This window comes from Aeromonas sp. R5-4, assembly GCF_040908215.1.
GTDB classification, from domain to species: domain Bacteria; phylum Pseudomonadota; class Gammaproteobacteria; order Enterobacterales; family Aeromonadaceae; genus Aeromonas; species Aeromonas veronii.
The window spans coordinates 29,480-47,239 of record NZ_JBFODG010000003.1 but is presented as its reverse complement, the minus strand read 5'-3'; the positions used below and the strand labels follow the sequence as shown (position 1 = coordinate 47,239).

At 62.2% G+C, this 17,760-nt stretch carries 9 protein-coding genes; 4 read left to right on the top strand and 5 right to left on the bottom strand.

Annotation, left to right across the window (positions count from 1 at the left end):
- Window positions 1-21: 21 nt before the first annotated feature.
- Complete coding sequence (gene thiI / locus AB5Y83_RS01960) at window positions 22-1,470, bottom strand: tRNA uracil 4-sulfurtransferase ThiI (RefSeq protein ID WP_368174606.1); 1,449 nt, start codon at window positions 1,468-1,470, stop codon at window positions 22-24.
- 178 nt (window positions 1,471-1,648) lie between these two features.
- Here thiI and AB5Y83_RS01955 point away from each other — a divergent pair, with 178 nt between their 5' ends.
- Entirely contained in the window at window positions 1,649-2,614 is a 966-nt protein-coding gene (locus tag AB5Y83_RS01955) for a hypothetical protein (protein WP_368174605.1), read from the top strand.
- A gap of 426 nt (window positions 2,615-3,040) precedes the next feature.
- Here the strand turns inward: AB5Y83_RS01955 and pbpC are convergent, their stop codons facing one another.
- The 4 genes from pbpC to AB5Y83_RS01935 form a co-directional block, all read right to left on the bottom strand.
- On the bottom strand, window positions 3,041-5,386 hold the full coding sequence (gene pbpC, locus AB5Y83_RS01950; protein ID WP_368174659.1) for a penicillin-binding protein 1C: 2,346 nt from the start codon (window positions 5,384-5,386) through the stop codon (window positions 3,041-3,043).
- Between the two features lie 52 nt (window positions 5,387-5,438).
- A complete protein-coding gene (locus AB5Y83_RS01945) occupies window positions 5,439-10,322 on the bottom strand; it encodes an alpha-2-macroglobulin (RefSeq protein WP_368174604.1) in 4,884 nt (1,627 codons plus the stop codon).
- A 164-nt stretch (window positions 10,323-10,486) separates the two neighbouring features.
- Window positions 10,487-11,146: a DedA family protein gene (locus AB5Y83_RS01940; protein ID WP_005333990.1), complete on the bottom strand. Its 660-nt coding sequence runs from the start codon at window positions 11,144-11,146 to the stop codon at window positions 10,487-10,489.
- A gap of 215 nt (window positions 11,147-11,361) precedes the next feature.
- The gene (locus AB5Y83_RS01935; RefSeq protein ID WP_368174603.1) at window positions 11,362-13,050 is read right to left on the bottom strand and encodes an FAD-dependent oxidoreductase; all 1,689 of its coding nucleotides are present in this window, start codon (window positions 13,048-13,050) and stop codon (window positions 11,362-11,364) included.
- 135 nt (window positions 13,051-13,185) lie between these two features.
- Here AB5Y83_RS01935 and AB5Y83_RS01930 point away from each other — a divergent pair, with 135 nt between their 5' ends.
- The 3 genes from AB5Y83_RS01930 to AB5Y83_RS01920 all read left to right on the top strand — a co-directional run bounded on the left by AB5Y83_RS01930 (window position 13,186) and on the right by AB5Y83_RS01920 (window position 17,715).
- A complete protein-coding gene (locus AB5Y83_RS01930) occupies window positions 13,186-16,122 on the top strand; it encodes an EAL domain-containing protein (RefSeq protein WP_043819421.1) in 2,937 nt (978 codons plus the stop codon).
- 65 nt (window positions 16,123-16,187) lie between these two features.
- On the top strand, window positions 16,188-16,985 hold the full coding sequence (pflA, locus tag AB5Y83_RS01925) for a pyruvate formate lyase 1-activating protein (protein WP_005333994.1): 798 nt from the start codon (window positions 16,188-16,190) through the stop codon (window positions 16,983-16,985).
- A gap of 88 nt (window positions 16,986-17,073) precedes the next feature.
- Window positions 17,074-17,715 (top strand): energy-coupling factor ABC transporter permease, encoded by a 642-nt coding sequence (locus AB5Y83_RS01920; protein ID WP_043819419.1) that lies wholly within the window; start codon window positions 17,074-17,076, stop codon window positions 17,713-17,715.
- The last annotated feature ends 45 nt before the right edge of the window (window positions 17,716-17,760 follow it).

The window sequence follows — 17,760 nt, the reverse complement described above, 5'->3', positions numbered from 1 at the left end:
TATTGAAGGTAAAAAGCACGCTTACGGGCGGTACACCTTGACGTTGTCAAAGCCCTTCTCTTTCAGGTAAAGCGCCTGCAGCTTGCTCATCACACCGCGATCACAGTAGAGCAGGTAGGTCTTCTCCTTGGGCAGATCGCCAAAGGCGGTAGCCAGCTTGAAGAAGGGGATATGCATGACCTCACGCCCTTCCACCAGCAACGGCTTCTCGTCGTGTTCGTCGGTAGAGCGGATATCCAGGATCACCTCGTCAGCGCCCAGCACCTGAGTCGTTTCCACCTCTTGCACTTCTGCAGCAGTCTCTTCACCGATACGGCGGATATCGAGGTAACGGGCCTCGGAGACCACCTTGTCCAGAATGGAGAAGTCAAAATTGGCCTCTTCCTCTTCAATGCGGGAGAGCTCGGCCTTCACGGTCGGCTTTTTGGAGATGACACCGCAATACTCCGGCATGGTCTCGGCGAACTCCAGGGTGCCGATGCGTCGGGCTTCACTGATGATGTCCGGCTTGTCCCAGGTGATAAGCGGGCGCAGGATCACCTTGTCGGTCACCCGGTCGATGACGTTCAGGTTGGTGAGGGTCTGGCTGGAGACCTGGCCCACGCACTCGCCGGTCACCAGCGCCGGGATCTGGAACTCGTCAGCCACCTTGGCGGCGGCGCGCATCATCATCCGCTTGAGCACCACCCCCATCTGACCGTTATCGATCTTCTCGAGGATCTCGGCGACCACCGGCTCGAAGTCGACTGCGGTGAAACGCACCCGATGGGATGAACCGAAGCGGTTCCACAGGTGATAGGCTACCTGCTTGACGCCGATCTCGTGAGCGGCACCACCCAGATTGAAGAAGCAGTAGTGTACCCGGCAGCCACGCTTGATGAACTGGAACGACGCCACACCGGAGTCAAAACCGCCGGAGATGAGGCTCAACACATCTTCCTGGGTAGCGATGGGCATGCCGCTCAGGCCCTGATGAATGGCGCTGACGATGAAGAGCTCTTCGCCGTCGATCTCGAGGTTGATCTTCACATCCGGGTTCTTGAGGCGCACGCCATTGCTTTCGCAGTGCTGGTTCAAACCACCGCCCACGTAGCGCTCAATCTCGAGAGAGGAGAACTCGTGCTTGCCGTGGCGCTTGGCGCGCACGCAGAAGGTTTTGCCCTTGAGCTGGTCGCCCCACACGGCTTTCACCTGCTCGAAGATGTCGTGCAGATCGGTGAACTTGCTGGCCTGAACCTCGAGGAAAGCCTGAATGCCAGGGATGCAAGCCAGGGCTTCGATAGCCTGCTCGCGGAACTGGTCATTGCGGGAGCTCACAATCAGCTTGTCCCAATCCATCCGTACGCGGGCATCGTCGTCGAAGCGGCGCAGGACGTTGCGGATATTGCCCTGCAGGATCTTGATAAAGCGCTGGCGAACCGACTTGCTCTTGATGGTGATTTCCGGGAACAGCTTGATAATGAACTTCATGGTAATGACTCGGGTGACCTTGATTTAAGGGCGCGAATTATATCAGAACTTTGTGGCCAGCGCCTACTGGATGAGCGTTTGCTCACATTACCCTACGCAGTGTTTGCCGTGCAGCGCCAATCTTGCGTATATTCCCGACCCTGCACCCCGGCACCACTTCTGGCGACAGACCGATACGATGAAGACCTATATCTACTACCCCGGCATGGAAGTGCGGGATGAACTGTGGCTCAAGTTTGCCCTGCTCTATCTGGAGCGGCTCGCCTTTGTCTTCACCGTCAGCGAAAAGAGCGGTCTCACCGCCCTGCTCGATACCCTTCAACAGCAGACCGATCTGCTGGCCGAGCGGCCCGATGCAGCCTTCTTTGCCGCCATTACCCCGCAACTGGAGAGCCAGATAAGCGGCCTGGTGGCCCCCGATTTCGTCCGCCACAAGGTGTTTGGCAACAAGGAGCTGATTGGTCGCTGGCGTCAGGAGGCCAACCACGACTGCTTTTGCCCGGATCAGGCGGGACTGGAGCGACTGCACGGCTTTTGCCTGACTCACGGCTTTGCGACCCGGGATGAGGGTGGGATCAGAATGGCGCGGCGCTTTGCCAACCTGATCTCCATGCGCCTTGCCCGTGAGTGGGCACTCGCCAATGACGGGGCGCTCATTACCGATCACGACTATCTGGACCGCCTGCTCCACCTGCTCGAATCCCGCTACCACAATCGCGGTGGTCAGGATTGCTTCCACCTCGAGATCCCGTTGCAAGTGCCCACTCACCTGGCCGACATTCCGTTTGCAGAGCTGATTGCCCTGCGCGGGCGCAGCGGCTTTCGCCAACAGCTGGCCGAATTTCATCTGGCCATCGACAACCTGCTCGCCATGCTGGGTAGCGGCTATGCCGACCCAGCGGCCCTGACCCGCTTTGAGCAGGCTCAGCAAGGGCTCAATCAACTGCTCGGGCCCGAGACCCTCAGCATGCCACTCACCACCCTGGTCAGCACCAGCCTGCCCGCCGTAGCCATGCTCCACCAGTTAAAAGCGAGCCATCCCGAAAGCAACCTCATCTTCCATCCCATCAAAAAGAGCCACTTTCACCAGCGCAAGAGCCAGCACTTCTTCACCCGGCTCGGTCATCTGCGCCAACCGGGCTGAATTGGCGGAATGAAAAAGGGGTTGGCATCTGCCAACCCCTCTCGTTTTCTGCGGCCTACCAATCATCACCCCGGTGATTAGCCCGCTCTTGCGCCTGCCTGCGCGCCTCCATCGCCCTGTCACGGCGGATATTGGCAGGGGTACAGGCAAACTGTTTCTGATAGCAACGCGCAAAACTCTCGGAAGCTGGTTCGAAAGGTGAATAGAACCCGGTACGTTCAGGAGAAACATGGTGATCACCATGATTGGTTGTGGCACAACCCGAACTCATCAGCACCAGCAAGGGACACAGAACACGCAGCAAAAGAGAACTCCCGATTGGATTTGAATGAACTCGTAATTATTCACAAATTAATTCATCCAATCAAATATTGATGCATTTCAAATAGTTAATTACATTCACCTCAATGGCTGTCGGCAAAACGCTCAACGGGTGATGGTGCCGGCATCACTGTCAGGATGCACCACGCGAAACTCGATACGATCGCTGTTGCCCGCTTCATCCACCACCACCAGCTGATAACGACCCGCCACACTCAGCACCTGATCCCCGTCCCAGCGCAGTCGCTGGCCGTTGAGAAACCAGGCCGACTTGCCGACACCGCCCAGCACCTTGGGCTGCAACCGATAGCGCTGGCTGCGGATAAGGTTGCCCTCCCCCAGCGCCACAATGCGAATAGGGGCCTGCAGCTCGGCGCTCTGCCCCTCCCCTGCACAACTGCTGGCGAGCAGCGACTGCCGCCGCTCGCTGGGGGACCGCCAAGGCTCCAACGACAACGGCCAGAGTGCCCGAAAACCGGATTGCGCCGCATCGGGGCAGCGTGCCAGGGTCGGTTTGCCCTCGGCGGTCAGTGCGACTTGGCGCAGCGGCGAGGGCCAATCCATGGGGTCCGGCAAGGTGGGGGGATCGCGCTCTTCCAGCAACCAGGCGCTCTGGCGCTGCAAACAGGCCTCTGGCAAGGTCGCGCTGGCCTTGCGCCCCAGCGGCCAGCAAACTTCGGCCTCGCTCACCGTGTTGGGTTGTACCGGCAAGGGGCTGTTGTCAGCCAGTCGCGAGTAGACAGAGAGCAGCAGCGGCACCGCCGCGCTCTGGCCGTAAAAACCGGGCATAGGGGTACCGTCGGGGCGCCCCAGCCAGACGCCGATGGTCCAGCGACCGGAGACCCCCATCGCCCAGCTGTCGCGATAGCCGTAGCTGGTACCGGTCTTCCAGGCCAGCCTGTTGACCCTGCCGGTCGCCTCGCTGGCAAAAGGCTGATCCGCCCGCCCCTGCGCGCTCAATACTTGCCAGATGATCCAGGCAGCTCCCGGACTCAGCAAGGGGCGCGACACCGCCTGCTGCCCCGCCAGCCAGACCGGCATCGCCACCTGCCCCTGCCGGGTCAGCGCGCTGTAGAGCGCCACCAGCTGCTCCAGCCGGATCCCCGCCGCCCCCAGCGCGATGGCAGGATTGGGTTTGTCGGAGAGCGCCAGCCGCACTCCGGCGTTGTCGAGGCGACTGACCAGTTTGTCGGGCCCGAGCGCCTCCAGCACCTGCACCGCCGGCACGTTGAGGGATTGCTGCAGTGCCTGAGCGAGCGTCACCGGCCCCTGAAAGGCGCCGGAAAAGTTGGCGGGTCTGTAATCCGAGCCCAGCCTCGGTGCATCGGAAAGCAAGGAGGCCGAGTGCACCAGCCCCTCATCCATCGCCAGACCGTAGATAAAGGGCTTGAGGGTCGAGCCGGGGGAGCGGATCGCCTGCACCATGTCGAGGTAACCGTGACGGCGCAAATTGCCATACTCGGCGCTGCCCACATAGGCGCGCACCGCCATGGTTTTGTTATCTACCAAGAGCAACGCCGCTGAGGTCTGCTCAGGGAAGCGACGGATATAGCTCGCCACCCGCCCCTCCAGCCAGCGCTGCAGATCGCCGTCGATGGTGGTGTGCACCAGCGCCCCGGCCTGATTGTCCGCGGCGAGACGGGCAAAGAGCGGCGCCTCCATCGGCGTGAAGTGACCGCGGGCCAGCACCGGCTCGATACGTCCCTCCAACCACACCGCCTCGGGCCAGACGCCCTGCGCCACAAGTCGCTGCATCACCTTGTCACGGGCGGTGCGGGCCCGCTCGGGATGGCGGTCCGGCCGGTTGCGGCTGGGAGCCTGCGGCAACACCGCCAACAGCGCCGCCTCGGCATAGGTCAGCTTGGCGGCGCTCTTGCCAAGGTAGGCAAAACTTGCCGCCTGCACCCCCTCCAGGTTGCCGCCAAACGGCGCCCGGTTGAGGTAGACGGTGAGCAGGGTGCGCTTGTCGTAGTGCCACTCCAGCTGCAGCGCGCGCGCCATCTGGCGCAGCTTGCCGGGCACGCTCCGGTGGTAGGGCTCGATAAGACGCGCCACCTGCATGGTAAGGGTCGAGCCGCCCGATACAGCCCGCCCATAGCGCAGCCACTGCCAGACCCCGCGCACCATGGCCACCGGATTGACCCCCGGATGACGCCAGAAGTAGCGATCCTCGTAACCCAGCAGCGCCTCGATATAGCGGGGGGAGACCTGCTCCAGGGTCACGGGATAGCGCCACACGCCGCTGGTATCGGCAAAGGCGCGCAGCGGTCGCCCCTTCATGTCGAGCACCACCCGTGCGTAGGCAGGGTCGAGCGGTGGCGGCGGGAAGAGTCTATCCAGCGCCAGCAATAACAGGAGTAGTGCTACAACGCCCAGCACCGAGCAACGCAGCCAGCGTGGCAGGCGACCAAGCCAGCGCCAGCAAGCGTGGCCAGTGCGGCCTAATTTCAGCCAGCCACGCTGCCAGAAAGTGAGCGGGCGAACCCGCTCAAGGGAGGGTTTGTTACTCAGAGATGATCACCTCATGGATATCCTCACCCACGGCACGCAGCTCGGGGCGATACATATCCTCCACCTGGGTCGGCGGCACCTGATAGCGACCCGGCGTCACCGCCCGCATCAGGTAGACCAGTTGCTGGTTGCTCCCCTCGCTCAGATCCAGCGCTGCCGTGTAGCGGTCATCGCGAAACTCCTGATGCTTGAGATAGTCGTTCCACTCGCTCTGCCACGCCGGTTTCCCCTCAATGGAGAGCTCTTCCAGCTTGATGCTGTTGCCAAGGGCCGGGTTCTCCAGCTCGAAGCCAGCGGGCACCATCTCCACCAGCAGGGCATCGGGCACCGCCGATTCACTGCTGACATTGAGCCGCACCACCACCAGATCGCCCACCTTCACCTTGGCGGGATCAAATGGCTGACCGTCGCTGTTGAACCAGCTGCGGGTCACGCTCATCCCCTTGCTGATCCGCGCCGGCGCCTGTTCTGGGTAACCTACCAGAGTGCGCTGTACATAGAGGGATCCATTGCCCTCGTTGGTGACGGTGCTGGCGGCCAGTGCCTCGGGGGCACCCTGCCGCAGCGGAGCCGAACCGCTCAGGGATCCACTGCCAAGAGAGGAAGTTACCTTGGCCTGCCAGTCGGCGGCCGGATCGAAGCGGGCGAGTCGCAGCAGGGCGAGCCGCTCCTGAGTGCTGAGCCACTGACGATGTGCCAGGGTATCGGCTACCTTGGCACTGAGGGCTGGCCAGCGCTCCGCAGCCAGCTTGTGCTGGCGCAGCAAGGAGAGCTCAAGGGCGTCATCGCGCAGCGGCGAGCCGTAATCCCCCAGATAGTCATCACCGCGCTCGGTCGCCAATGCCCGGCTGAGGGCCTTGGCGGCGTTCTGCTCATCCCCCATGGCCGAGAGTGCCAGCGAGAGGTGCAAGAGCGGCAAACCGGAGCGGGCGTGATCGGCCTGCTGCTCCCAGATAAGGCGCAGGGTAGCGAGCGGCGCCTTGCCCACCCGGGCCAGCACATAGGCGCTGTAAGCCTGATAGGCCAACCGGCTGTGCTCGGGGGCACTGCTCCAGCGCTCGCCATACTGGCTGTCGGTGAGATAGCTCTGCAGCCGGTTCAGCGCCTGATTGAGCATCGCCTCCGGCACTGCATCGCCCGCCTCCTTGCGCGCCAGCAGGTAGTCGGCGGCATAGGCGGTGAGCCACTGCTCCTCGTCGGAGCGACCATCCCACAGGCCAAAGCCGCCGCTGGGCAGTTGCAACCGCTGCAACCGTTGCAGCAGGGCGCGTTGCACATCCGCCTCACTCGCCGCTTTCTTGCCCTCTGCGGGTTTGCTCCAGGCGGCCCGCTCATCCGCCGTGGTCAGCAAGTAAGGCCAGGCACGGGACAGGGTCTGCTCCAGACAGGCGTAGGGGTAGTCAGCCAGCGCCTGCCACTGGGCTGCCGGATCCCAAGGCGGAGTGCCGGAGAGGCTGAGCAGCCCCTGCAGGTTGGCGCGATCCAGACCGGCCAGCTCAGCTGGCGCAAAGCTCATCTGCTGGCCGGGGGCCAGCATCTGGTAACGCTGGCGAGTCTCGGCCGGCCAAGGGGAGCGCAGCGGCAGAGACCAGTCGCGGCTGATGGCAAAATCCTTGCCGCTAGCCGCCAACTGCAGGCTCGCCACACCGCTCGCTCCGGTCACGGTGAGCGGCAGGGTCAACCACTGCTCCTCGCCATTTTTAAGAGCCAGGGTGCCGGGCAGCTCGCCATTTGCCTTGAGCCCGCCATTGAGGGTCCAGACAAGGGAGAGAGTCTGATCCTCACCGCTCATGTTGCGCAGCTGCACCAACGCCCGGGTCTCATCCCCTCTGGCGCCAAAGCGCGGCCAGCCAATCTCGGCCACCAAGGGCGCCACCACCTTGACGGCGCGCTCGGCCTCCCCGACTTGCTGTTCGTTCCAGGCCAGCGCCATCAGCGCCAGCTCGCCGTTGAAGTTGGGTAGTTCGAGCGGGATCACCGCCTTGCCGCTCTCATCAAAACTCACCTCGCCACTCCAGAGCGCAGCGATCTCGACCCGGCTCTCCAGCGCACCGCCCTTTTTCAGCGGCGCCCGATCGCCGCCGTAGTTGAGGCGGGCCAGCTTGCCATCCTGCGGCGGGATCACTTGCCCGTAGTTGTCGAACAAATCTTGGGCGAAGCGCTTGCGACCAAAGAAGATCTCGAACGGGTCGAGGGGCTGGTAGTCGCTGATATTGAGCACGCCCCGATCCACCGCCGCCAGCACCACACGGCCTTGGCTATTGGGGGTGGAGGTGGCGGTTACTTCCAGTCGGGTGAGCGGCACCGCTTTATCAGGCGCGCTCAGGGTTAGCGGCAGACGGCGCGCTTCCCGATCCAGGGTGAGCGGCACCAGCCCGACCGAGCGCAGGCTCTGCCCCTGCTGGCTGCTGACCGGTTTGGAGGCGCTGTCTGGCGCGGCGATCTGGGCCGAGATATGCAAGTCATGGCGCTGCCACTCGGGACTGACCGGGATCTCGAACTCGCCGCGGGCATCCTTGGCATCGCCAGCGGCGCCCTTGAGCTCGATACGCTGCCACCAGCGCAGGCCGTCGCCATCTTCCACCAGCAGCAACCCCTTGCCGGGGCGCGGCGCCACCAGCGTCACTTTGGCCTTGTCGCCCGCCTGATAGGCGCGCTTGTCGAGAGTGATGGCAATCTTGTCGGGCCTTGCCTGCTCGCCACCTCCACCCCAGGCGTAACTGCCGATCTCCACCCGCAGGCTGGATTGATGGCCCTGACTGTTCTCCACCTCCAACCGATACCAGCCCGCCGCCAGTTGCAGCGTGAGCGGGGTCGGCCCCTTGCCATCCAGCTGCAGGGTCTGCTCCTGCTCCAGATAGGGCTGGCTGTTGAACTCGTACTTCCACCCCTCGCCATCGGCGTAGTGCCAGTAGTAGTCGCGGTACTCGTTGATAAGGCGCACCTTCACCGCCCCCACCACCGGTTGACCTTGCTCATCGAGGTTGAGGATCTGGAAGGGGAGCGGCTTGCCCCCTTCCACCCGATCGGCCACGAAATCGGCCTTGAGTGCCGGCCACTGGCTGCCCGCGGGCCAGCCATACTGGGTGCGGCTGCGATTGACGGCGCGGCCACCGGGCTCGGAGAGCGACACCCGATAAGCTACTTCCAGCGGCCCGAGGGCGCGCACCCCGTCGAGCTCATCAGCAAGCGAAAAAGTCCCCTGCCCCTGCGCATCGAGGGTGAGACTCCGCGCCTCGAGATCCTTGGCCTGCTCGGCGAGCAGCACATCACCCAGCGTGAACTCCTGCCACTGGGTAAAAGGCATGGTGGCGCGGCTGATCTTTACCTCCGCCTTGGCCTTGGTGGCACTGGCCGGCGCGCCGTAGAGATAGTCCCCCTGCAGTGGCAGGCTGAGGGCGGCGTCCAGACTCGTGACTTCCCCATCCGGCCCCTTGCCAAGCTGCAGTTTCAACCGTTCAGGCAGAAATTCCTCCACCAAAAAGGGCCACTCGAAGCGACTGCCGGCGGCGGTCTTGAGGCTGATGGTCCAGCGCCCGAGCGGCGCATCATCCGGCAGACGCAGGCCATAATGGGCGGCGCCCAAATTGTCCGGCAGCAGCCGCTTCTGTTCGAGCAGCTGGCCGTCCGGCTGCTTCACCTCCAGCTCCACCGCCATGCCCGGCAGCAGCTGGCCATCCTGCCCCTTGAGCAAAATCTCGCTGTCGAGCCGCTCGCCGGGGCGATAGAGGTCGCGCCCGCTAAAGAGATACAACTGCTGGGCCTGCCAGGGCTGTGTACCGAGATCGAAGGTGGAGAGATCGAGCGCCGCCCCATCGAGGCGCAGCACCGCCAGATGGTTGCCCTGTTCGGCCAGCAGCAGGCGAGCCCCCTGCACCTGATCGAAACGGCGATGGCCCTGCGGATCTGTGGTTTGCACCTGCAACCGGTTGCCCTTCTCGTCGAGCAGGGAGAGCTGCACATCCTTGAGCGGGTCGGCGCTGGCTAGGGAGCTGACAAACACCTCCAGCTGATCGCGGTAACGGCGGGCACTGAGCCCCATGTCGCTCACCGCAAAATAGGTGGTCTCCTTGCGCCAGTCGTAGTTGCCAAGGGGCGACATCACCGCAAAGTAGACGCCAGCCTCCGCCAGCTGCGGCTCCTTCACATTGATGAGGCGGGTCTCGCGCCGGTTGGCATCGAGCTCCAGCGCATAGCGGCCGCTGAACACCCGCTTGGCCCGTTTGGTGATCTGCTCAAGCTCCCAGTTGCCCATGCCAGCACCGGGGCGATACTCGGCCAGGAAACGGGGCAGATATTCCGCATCGACCCGGAAGAAATCGATATTGACCTCGTCCACGTTGACCGCGCTGATGGGCAGGCGCAGCTCGTCGCGCAGCGGCAATACCATGCCGCTCGCGGTAAACGAAGCCCCCGCCTCCAGCGGCCGGGTCTTGAGGGTCCAGCTCTGTGGGGATGGGCCCAGCCCCGCCTTGAGGCTCACCTCATAGCTTTTGTCGGGCTGCACGTTCGGGAAATAGAGGGTGCGACCATCGTCGGCCAGGATCCACTCCCCCTGCACCTGCTTGCCCCCCTCACTGACCCCGAGCCAGCTCTGCCAATTTGCCTTCGGCGCCAGGGGGCCGGAGAAGACCAGCGCCAGTGCCGGCGCATCGCGATATTGGCGGGCATTGGCCTGCACTACAGAAGTTGGCGCCCCGGCCTCCTGCAGCGCTGTAGATTCTGTGGTCGGTACTTGGCTGGCGGGCTTGTCAGGGCCGCAACCAGACAGCAAACCGACCACCCCGCAAAGCAGCAGGGCCGAGCAGCGGCGGCGCAGAGCGCCGGTTTCAGCGGTAGAGCGGTGAGAAGCAGAGGGAGAGTCGAAGAGGCGCATAGGTTCCATCCCGAGTTGGAGCGCTGCAAACGCAGCGTGGCTGGAAACAGGATAAGGCATCCTGCTCACCCGACACAAAGCTCATTACCCGAATGGGCACAATTCCGCCCCCTGCAGCACGAGAACCCCCTTGCCCACTGATCCAGTGCGGCAAGGGTTGTCATCTAGTCGTGGCTGGTCTCGTTTTTTGCTCCGCCTTTGAACCAGCGAAACAGGATGGCCATGACGGCCGCCAGAAACAGCACCAGCGAGGTAATCAGCAGGGCCCGGGTCAACAGTTCGCTGTGGTGGAGAAAGAAGGGGGTATTCATCGCCAGCTTGCCCACCAAACTGAGGCAGAGCGCCCACATAAAGGCACTGGCAAAGCTGGCCACGCACATGCGCAGCACGCTCAGGCGGCCAATCCCCATCAACATGGGGGTCAGCACCCGCACAAACGGGATAAAACGGGAGGAGAACATCGCCAGAAAACCGTACTTTTTCAGCAGCCGGGTCGCCTTGGGCAGGCTGTCGGGAGGCAACATCCGCTCGATATGATCCATAAAGCGGGTGCGCTGCAGGGCCCGTCCCTGCCAGTAGGCGAGCACGGAACCTATGCCAGCAGCCAACGGCAGATAAATAAGTGTTACTTCAGGGCCAAACACCCCCATGCCAACCAACCCACCGGCCAGCAGTACCAGGCTGTCCCCCGGCAGGGGCAGGAAGACGAATGCAGACTCCAGCAGCAGTACCAGCATCAGGCAACTGATCAGCAGGGGTACCGCCTGCATCTGAACCAGGGCGTCAAAATCCTGATGCCAAATGGCCATCAGCATATCCAGCATGTCACTCTCCCTACTACACGGTTCATCATGAACGAGGCAGGGGTTATAGCACCCATCCCCTGAACAAAACGTTAATTTTGTCCGGCACAGGAAATAAAGTGTGTCGAAATATTGCAGCAACGAGGGGAATGCAAGAAGGGCGAAAAGCAGAAACAAAAAGCCCCTCATCTTGCACGCACAAGGGAGAGGGGCAAACAGGCACAGAAATAAAACGGTTACTCGGCGGTAGCCATCTGCCAGGTTTTGAAGCCGCCGGAGAGATTCTTCACTTTAAAGCCGTGCTGACTCAGCAAGCGGCAGGCGACATGACCGCGCAGCCCGACCTGACAGCTGATCAGCAGCTCTTTCTCTTTGGGCAACTCATGGAGGCGACCACGCAACTCGTCGAGGGGGATATGCAGTGCCCCCGGAATGCGGCCCAGCTTGTCAAGCTCGGGGCCATTGCGCACATCCACCACCAGCTGATGGGGGTTACGAGCCTGCACCTCGGCCACGTGGCAGAGCAGGGTGTCCCCCTTCAGGTGGTTGCTTGCCACGAAGCCGGCCATGTTGATCACATCCTTGGCCGACCCGAACGGCGGCGCATAGGTGAGCTCCAGATCCTGCAGGTCAAACACGGTGAGACCGGCGCGCTGGGCCACTGCCAGCACATCGATGCGCTTGTCGATGCCATCCTTGCCGATGGCCTGGGCGCCATAAATCTTGCCATCCGGGGCAAACAGCAGCTTGAGGCTGACCGGATGTGCGCCCGGGTAGTAACCGGCGTGGCTGCCCGGATGGACATAGACCTTCTCGAACGGCAATCCCAATTGCACCAGTCGCTTCTCGTTGAGGCCAGTGCTGGCCACCGCCAGATCGAACAGCTTGCAGATGGCGGTCCCTTGCGTCTTCTTGTAGGTTTCGCTTCGGCCCAGCATATTGTCGGCGGCGATGCGCCCCTGCCGGTTGGCCGGGCCCGCCAGCGGGATCAGCACAGCTTCGCCTGTGACGAAGTCTATCTCTTCCACCGCATCCCCCACCGCATAGATAAAGGGATCCGAGGTACGCATCCCGGCATCCACCTTGATGCCGCCCCGTGGGCCCAGCTCCAGCCCCGCTTTGGCGGCGAGCAGGGTTTCCGGCTTGACGCCGATGGCGAGGATCAAGAGACCGGTATCAAGATGGGAACCGTCATTGAGGGTCAGGCGCAGGCCACCGCTTTTGGCGGTCGGTACGGCGGAGGTCTTCTCGTCAGGCAGATCCAGACTCTCGATGGCGGTGAGGCCGGTGCGCAGGCGAAGGTCGATCCCCTCTTCCCGGATGCGGGCATGGAGCATGTTGGCCATCTCCTTGTCCACCGGAGCCATCACCTGATCAGCCAGCTCCAGCAGGGTGACATCCAGCTTGCGCTGGTGCAGCGCCTCCATCATCTCCAGCCCGATAAAACCGCCGCCCACCACAGTGACGTGGCGCGGCTGATCGTGGTGCAGGGCCGCCAGAATGCGATCCATGTCCGGGATGTTGCGCAGGGTATAAACATGGGAGCTGTCGATACCGGGGAAGGGAGGACGGATCGGCGCCGCCCCCGGGCTCAGCAGCAGCACATCGTAATGCTCGCGCTGCTCTTCACCGGTTTGCAGGTTGCGCACCAGCAAGGTCTTGCCCGCCTTGTCGATCTCAATCACATCGTGGAAGACCCGCACATCGACGTTGAAACGGCGCTTGAAGCTCTGGGGAGTCTGCAGCAACAAGGCATCCCGGTCGGGGATATCGCCCCCGATGTGATAGGGCAGACCACAGTTGGCGAAGCTGACAAACTCGCCCCGCTCGAACATCACGATCTCTGCCTCTTCACTCAAACGACGAGCACGAGCCGCCGCCGATGCGCCCCCCGCGACACCACCGATAATCAGGATCCGTTTCATCTGCAAGACTCCTCATACATGATAATGGGCAATAAATTAGACTTTTCTAATTTAGAATTCAATGAAATTTTGTTTCACACCATTTTGCAGTATTCTTGCAACCCCGACGGTTGCTTAACAGGATGTTGTTTGTTCATGTCGTCTACCGCACTCAGTCATCTTCCTCCTGCCCTCCAGACGCCACTCTTTTTCCGTCTGGATCTGCGCAGTCAACGGCTGGTCGCCCTGACCGACGTGATGCAAACCCCGCTCTACTGGCTCGATGAGCCGCGCGCCCCCTGGCCTGCCCAGCTGCCCGATGCCCTGCGCCTGCCCATCGAACAACTGCTGGCCAACGGCCATGGCGGCAAGATCACCGTGCGCTTTGCCAGCCAGTTGTGGCATATCGCCCTCGCCCACGAGCAGGATGGCTTCTGGCTCATCTGTCTGCAGAACCTTCGCCAGGAGCCCATCGCCGATCTGGCATTGCAACTGCCGCGCCTCAGCCAGATGGCGAGCCAGCAACAGTATGCCCCCCTGCTCGAGGCCCTTAAAGAGAGTTTGGGGGCCGATCGGCTCATCCTCTGGCACTATCAGGCCAACGGCGATCTCGGCAGCGAGCAACTCACCCCGGTGTTCACCCTGGGGGTCGAGGCGCTCTACCCCATTCGCGGTGACAGCCGCTATATCCGCGCCCTGCGTACCCGCAAATCCTTAAGCTTCTCGGAAGCGGCCCACCAGCCGATGCTGAGCAATCACCTCTATCTGACCAGTGCCGGTGTGCGCTCACGCCTCGATGGTGCCCTGCTGGAGCAGGACAAGCTGTTCGGGGTGCTGAGTCTGGAGTATCTCGATCCCACCCCCCTTAGCGAGGAGATGTTGCAGCTGGTGCGCAGCAGCGCCCAGCTGCTCGGCCACTGGCAACCGCAACCGGAAGAGCACCGCGCCGAGCTGGCCCTCCCGCCCGAGCTGCACCAGCAGACCGGCATCGACTACTGCAAGACGCTGGTAAGCTGGGCCATGAGCGCCAGCGGTGCCCGGGTGGGCTGGATCGGCGAGTTCCAGCCCCGCGGTCAGGATCTCTGGATCATCCCCCGCTGCGTCATCAACGAGGAGATCTGCTCCACCCTCAAGCCCATCCAGCTCGACCCCGGCCCCGCTCAGGAGCTGTTCCAGCACGGTCAGGCCATCTATGTGGAAGATCTGCCCGTGCGCTATCCCAAGGCGACCCGGCTGCTGGCCCTCAATGCCAGCGCTTACATCGGCATTCCGCTCCATGGCCAGAGCGGCGCCCCCATTGGCCAGATCACCCTGCTGCTCGATACCCCTCTTGAGGAGCCCGAGCAACTGCTGGATCTGTTGAGCAGCCAGCACGAGCGGGCCGCCATCGAGCTCAAGCGCCTCGCCACCGACGATGCCCTGCGGCTGGCGGAAGTGGCCTTCAATACCCACGATGGGCTGATCGTGATGGATCACAACGGCATCATCCTCAAGGTCAACCACTCCTTCAGCCGGATCACCGGATTTGGCGAGGTAGAGGTGATCGGTCACTCCATTCGCAAGCTGCGCCCCACCTACTACGGGGATCATCTCAAGGAAGATGTCAGCCGCACCGTCAACGAGCAGGAGTTCTGGCTCGGGGAAGAGCGCTGCCTGCACAAGGATGGTCACCTCTTTCCGGTGCGCTTGATGGTGAACGGCGTCAAGGATGAGCAGGGGGAGCTCAGCCACTTTATCTGCAGCTTCTACGACATCACCCAGGAAAAAGAGGCGGCCAGACACATCGAGCAGCTCGCCTACTACGACGATCTCTGCGGTCTGCACAACCGCCGCAGCCTCAACCATATTTTGCAGCAGACCCTGAGCGCCACCAACGGCCAGTGGGGCGCCCTGCTGCTGGTGGATCTCGACAACTTCAAGTCGATCAACGACTCCCTCGGTCACGCCTGCGGCGATCTGTTGCTGCAGTCCGTGGTGCAGCGTTTCAGGGAGCTGCCCCAGGACAATCTGGTGCAGGCGCGCATCTCGGGGGACGAGTTTGCCCTGCTCTTTACCCAGCTCGGACAAGGCGAGGTCACCGCCAAAATTCTGGCAGAGCACTTCGCCCGCGAGCTGATGGGGCTGTTTCGCACCCCGTTCGACATCGGCGATCACAAACTGCACTGCAGCGCCTCGGTGGGGATCAGCCTCTTCTCCGGCAACGAGACGGATCATCTGGTCCTGATGCAACAGGCCGACACCGCGACCCACATGGCCAAGCGCGCCGGTCAGGGCCACTACGTCTTCTTTACCGAGGCGATGGCCCAGCATGAGAAGAACCGGCTGACCCTCACCAATGAGCTGCGCGATGCCCTGCGTCACCACGAATTGCAACTCCACTATCAACCGCAATACCGGGTCGACAATGGCTCGCTGTCGGGCATCGAGGCGCTGCTGCGCTGGCAGCGCAGCGACGGCACCATGGTGCCGCCCGGGGAGTTTATCCCCATCGCCGAAGAGACCAGCCTGATCCTCGAAATCGGCTACTGGGTGATGAAGACCGCCTGCGCCCAATACAGCTTCTGGCTCAACCGTGGCCTGCAGATCCCCCATCTATCGGTCAACGTCAGTGCCCGCCAGTTCCACACCCAGGGCTTCGTGCAACAGGTGGAGTACATCTTGCGCGATACCGGTGTGCCCCCCTCCCGCCTGCTGCTGGAGGTGACCGAATCGGTAGTATTGGAGAATCGGCAGGAGAGTATCGCCAGAATGCGCCAGCTCAAGGAGCTCGGCATCCTCATCTCCATCGATGACTTCGGTACCGGCTACTCGTCGCTGGCCTATCTGCGGGATCTGCCCGCCGACGAGGTGAAGCTGGACAGAAGCTTCATTCAGACCCTGGTACACAGCGAACAGGACAGAGCCATCGTCAAGGCGATACTCGATCTGGCCCAGGTCTTCCGTTTTACCGTCACCGCCGAAGGGGTGGAAGAGGAGGCGCAGCTGGCCATCCTCAAAGCGCTGGGATGCCAGCATTATCAAGGGTTTCTCACCAGTCGGCCGCTCACCGTCAAGGGGCTGGAGCAGCTGCTTGGCAGCCGGGCGCCGGACTAAAGGTGTAGGATCAATAGGGGTTTATGTAATAAAATAACGGCCTGCTCGAATCGTTGGAGTTGTTTATGTCTGTCATTAATCGGATCCCTGCCGTTGAAATCAGCCAGCCAGCCGGAGCTCACGGCACCGTTGGCCGGATCCATTCCGTCGAAACCTGCGGCACTGTCGATGGCCCGGGAATACGCTTTATCGTATTCATGCAAGGCTGCCTGATGCGCTGCAAGTACTGCCACAACCGCGATACCTGGGATACCGAAGGTGGCCGCGAAGTGACCGTACCGGAGTTGATGAGTGACATCACCAGCTATCGCCACTTCATGAATGCCTCCGGCGGTGGCGTGACAGCGTCCGGCGGTGAAGCCATGCTGCAACCGGCTTTCATTACCGAACTCTTTACCGCCTGCAAAGAGAAAGGGATCCACACCTGTCTCGACACCAACGGCTTCGTCCGTCATCTCGACGAACAGGTGGACAAGCTGCTCGACCAGACCGATCTGGTGCTGCTCGACATCAAACAGATCAATGACGAGAAACACATTCCGCTGACCCACGTCAGCAACAGATACACCCTGGAGTTTGCCCGCTATCTGGCAGCCAAAGGCAAGACCATGTGGATCCGCTACGTGGTGGTGCCGACCTGGAGCGACGACGACGAGAGCGCCGAAGGGCTGGGCCAGTTCATCGCCGAGCTGGGCGAGAGCGTGGAGAAGGTGGAGCTGCTCCCCTACCATGAGCTCGGCAAACACAAGTGGGATGTGCTGGGCGACCCGTACGAGCTGAGCGGGATCAAGCCCCCCAGCAAGGAGACCATGGAACGGGTCAAGGGCATCCTCGGCAAGTACCACAACAACGTCAAATATTGATGGTAAAAGCAGACTGACTCGTCAGCCTGCTCTGCTATGGGGCGGTCGGGAAGGCCGCCCGGACTCTACTGCATGAATGGACGACAAGATGAGTGAAGGACAACTCGCCGCCCTCCTGATCTGGCTGGTACTGCTGGCCTTCAGCCTGCGCCGCTCCCTGTGGCAGACCCTCCATGACAACCCCCTCTATCAGCACCTGCTGCTGGGGAGTGCCATCGCGCTGGTGCCGCTCTGGTATCTAAGAGCCGGTCTGCATGAGGGGCTGGAGGTCCATTTTCTCGGGCTCACCTCCCTCACCCTGCTGCTTGGCTGGCGGCTGGCACTGCTCGCCCCCTGCCTGACCCTGCTGGTGCTCGGTTACTTCGGTGTCACCAATCTGGCCGATTTTGGCTGGCAGGCACTGGTGGGCATCGCCCTGCCGGTAGCCACCAGCTGGCTGCTGTTTCTGGCCAGCTGGGCCTGGCTGCCGCGCCATCTCTTTGTCTATATCTTCGTGGCCGCCTTTCTCGGTGGCGCCATCACCATCTCGGTCAAGGTGGCCGCCAGCGCATTGCTGATGGGGCTAAGTCACAGCTACCCCTGGCACACCATCACGGCGGATTACCTCTCCATCTGGCCACTGCTGCTGTTCCCCGAAGCTCTGCTCAACGGCATGGCGATGACAGTGCTGGCCATCTACCGTCCTCACTGGGTCAATACCTTCTTCGACCGTACCTATCTGGGCAAGTAACGCTCTCTTTCCTGAGCTGCGCCCATAAAAAAGGAGAGGCCATCG

Bases quoted from the DNA above. Each gene is read 5' to 3' on its own strand.
- thiI (WP_368174606.1), bottom strand. From the start codon at position 1,470: ATGAAGTTCATTATCAAGCTGTTCCCGGAAATCACCATCAAGAGCAAG.
- AB5Y83_RS01955 (WP_368174605.1), top strand. From the start codon at position 1,649: ATGAAGACCTATATCTACTACCCCGGCATGGAAGTGCGGGATGAACTG.
- AB5Y83_RS01945 (WP_368174604.1), bottom strand. From the start codon at position 10,322: ATGCGCCTCTTCGACTCTCCCTCTGCTTCTCACCGCTCTACCGCTGAA.
- AB5Y83_RS01940 (WP_005333990.1), bottom strand. From the start codon at position 11,146: ATGCTGGATATGCTGATGGCCATTTGGCATCAGGATTTTGACGCCCTG.
- AB5Y83_RS01935 (WP_368174603.1), bottom strand. From the start codon at position 13,050: ATGAAACGGATCCTGATTATCGGTGGTGTCGCGGGGGGCGCATCGGCG.
- AB5Y83_RS01930 (WP_043819421.1), top strand. From the start codon at position 13,186: ATGTCGTCTACCGCACTCAGTCATCTTCCTCCTGCCCTCCAGACGCCA.
- pflA (WP_005333994.1), top strand. From the start codon at position 16,188: ATGTCTGTCATTAATCGGATCCCTGCCGTTGAAATCAGCCAGCCAGCC.
- AB5Y83_RS01920 (WP_043819419.1), top strand. From the start codon at position 17,074: ATGAGTGAAGGACAACTCGCCGCCCTCCTGATCTGGCTGGTACTGCTG.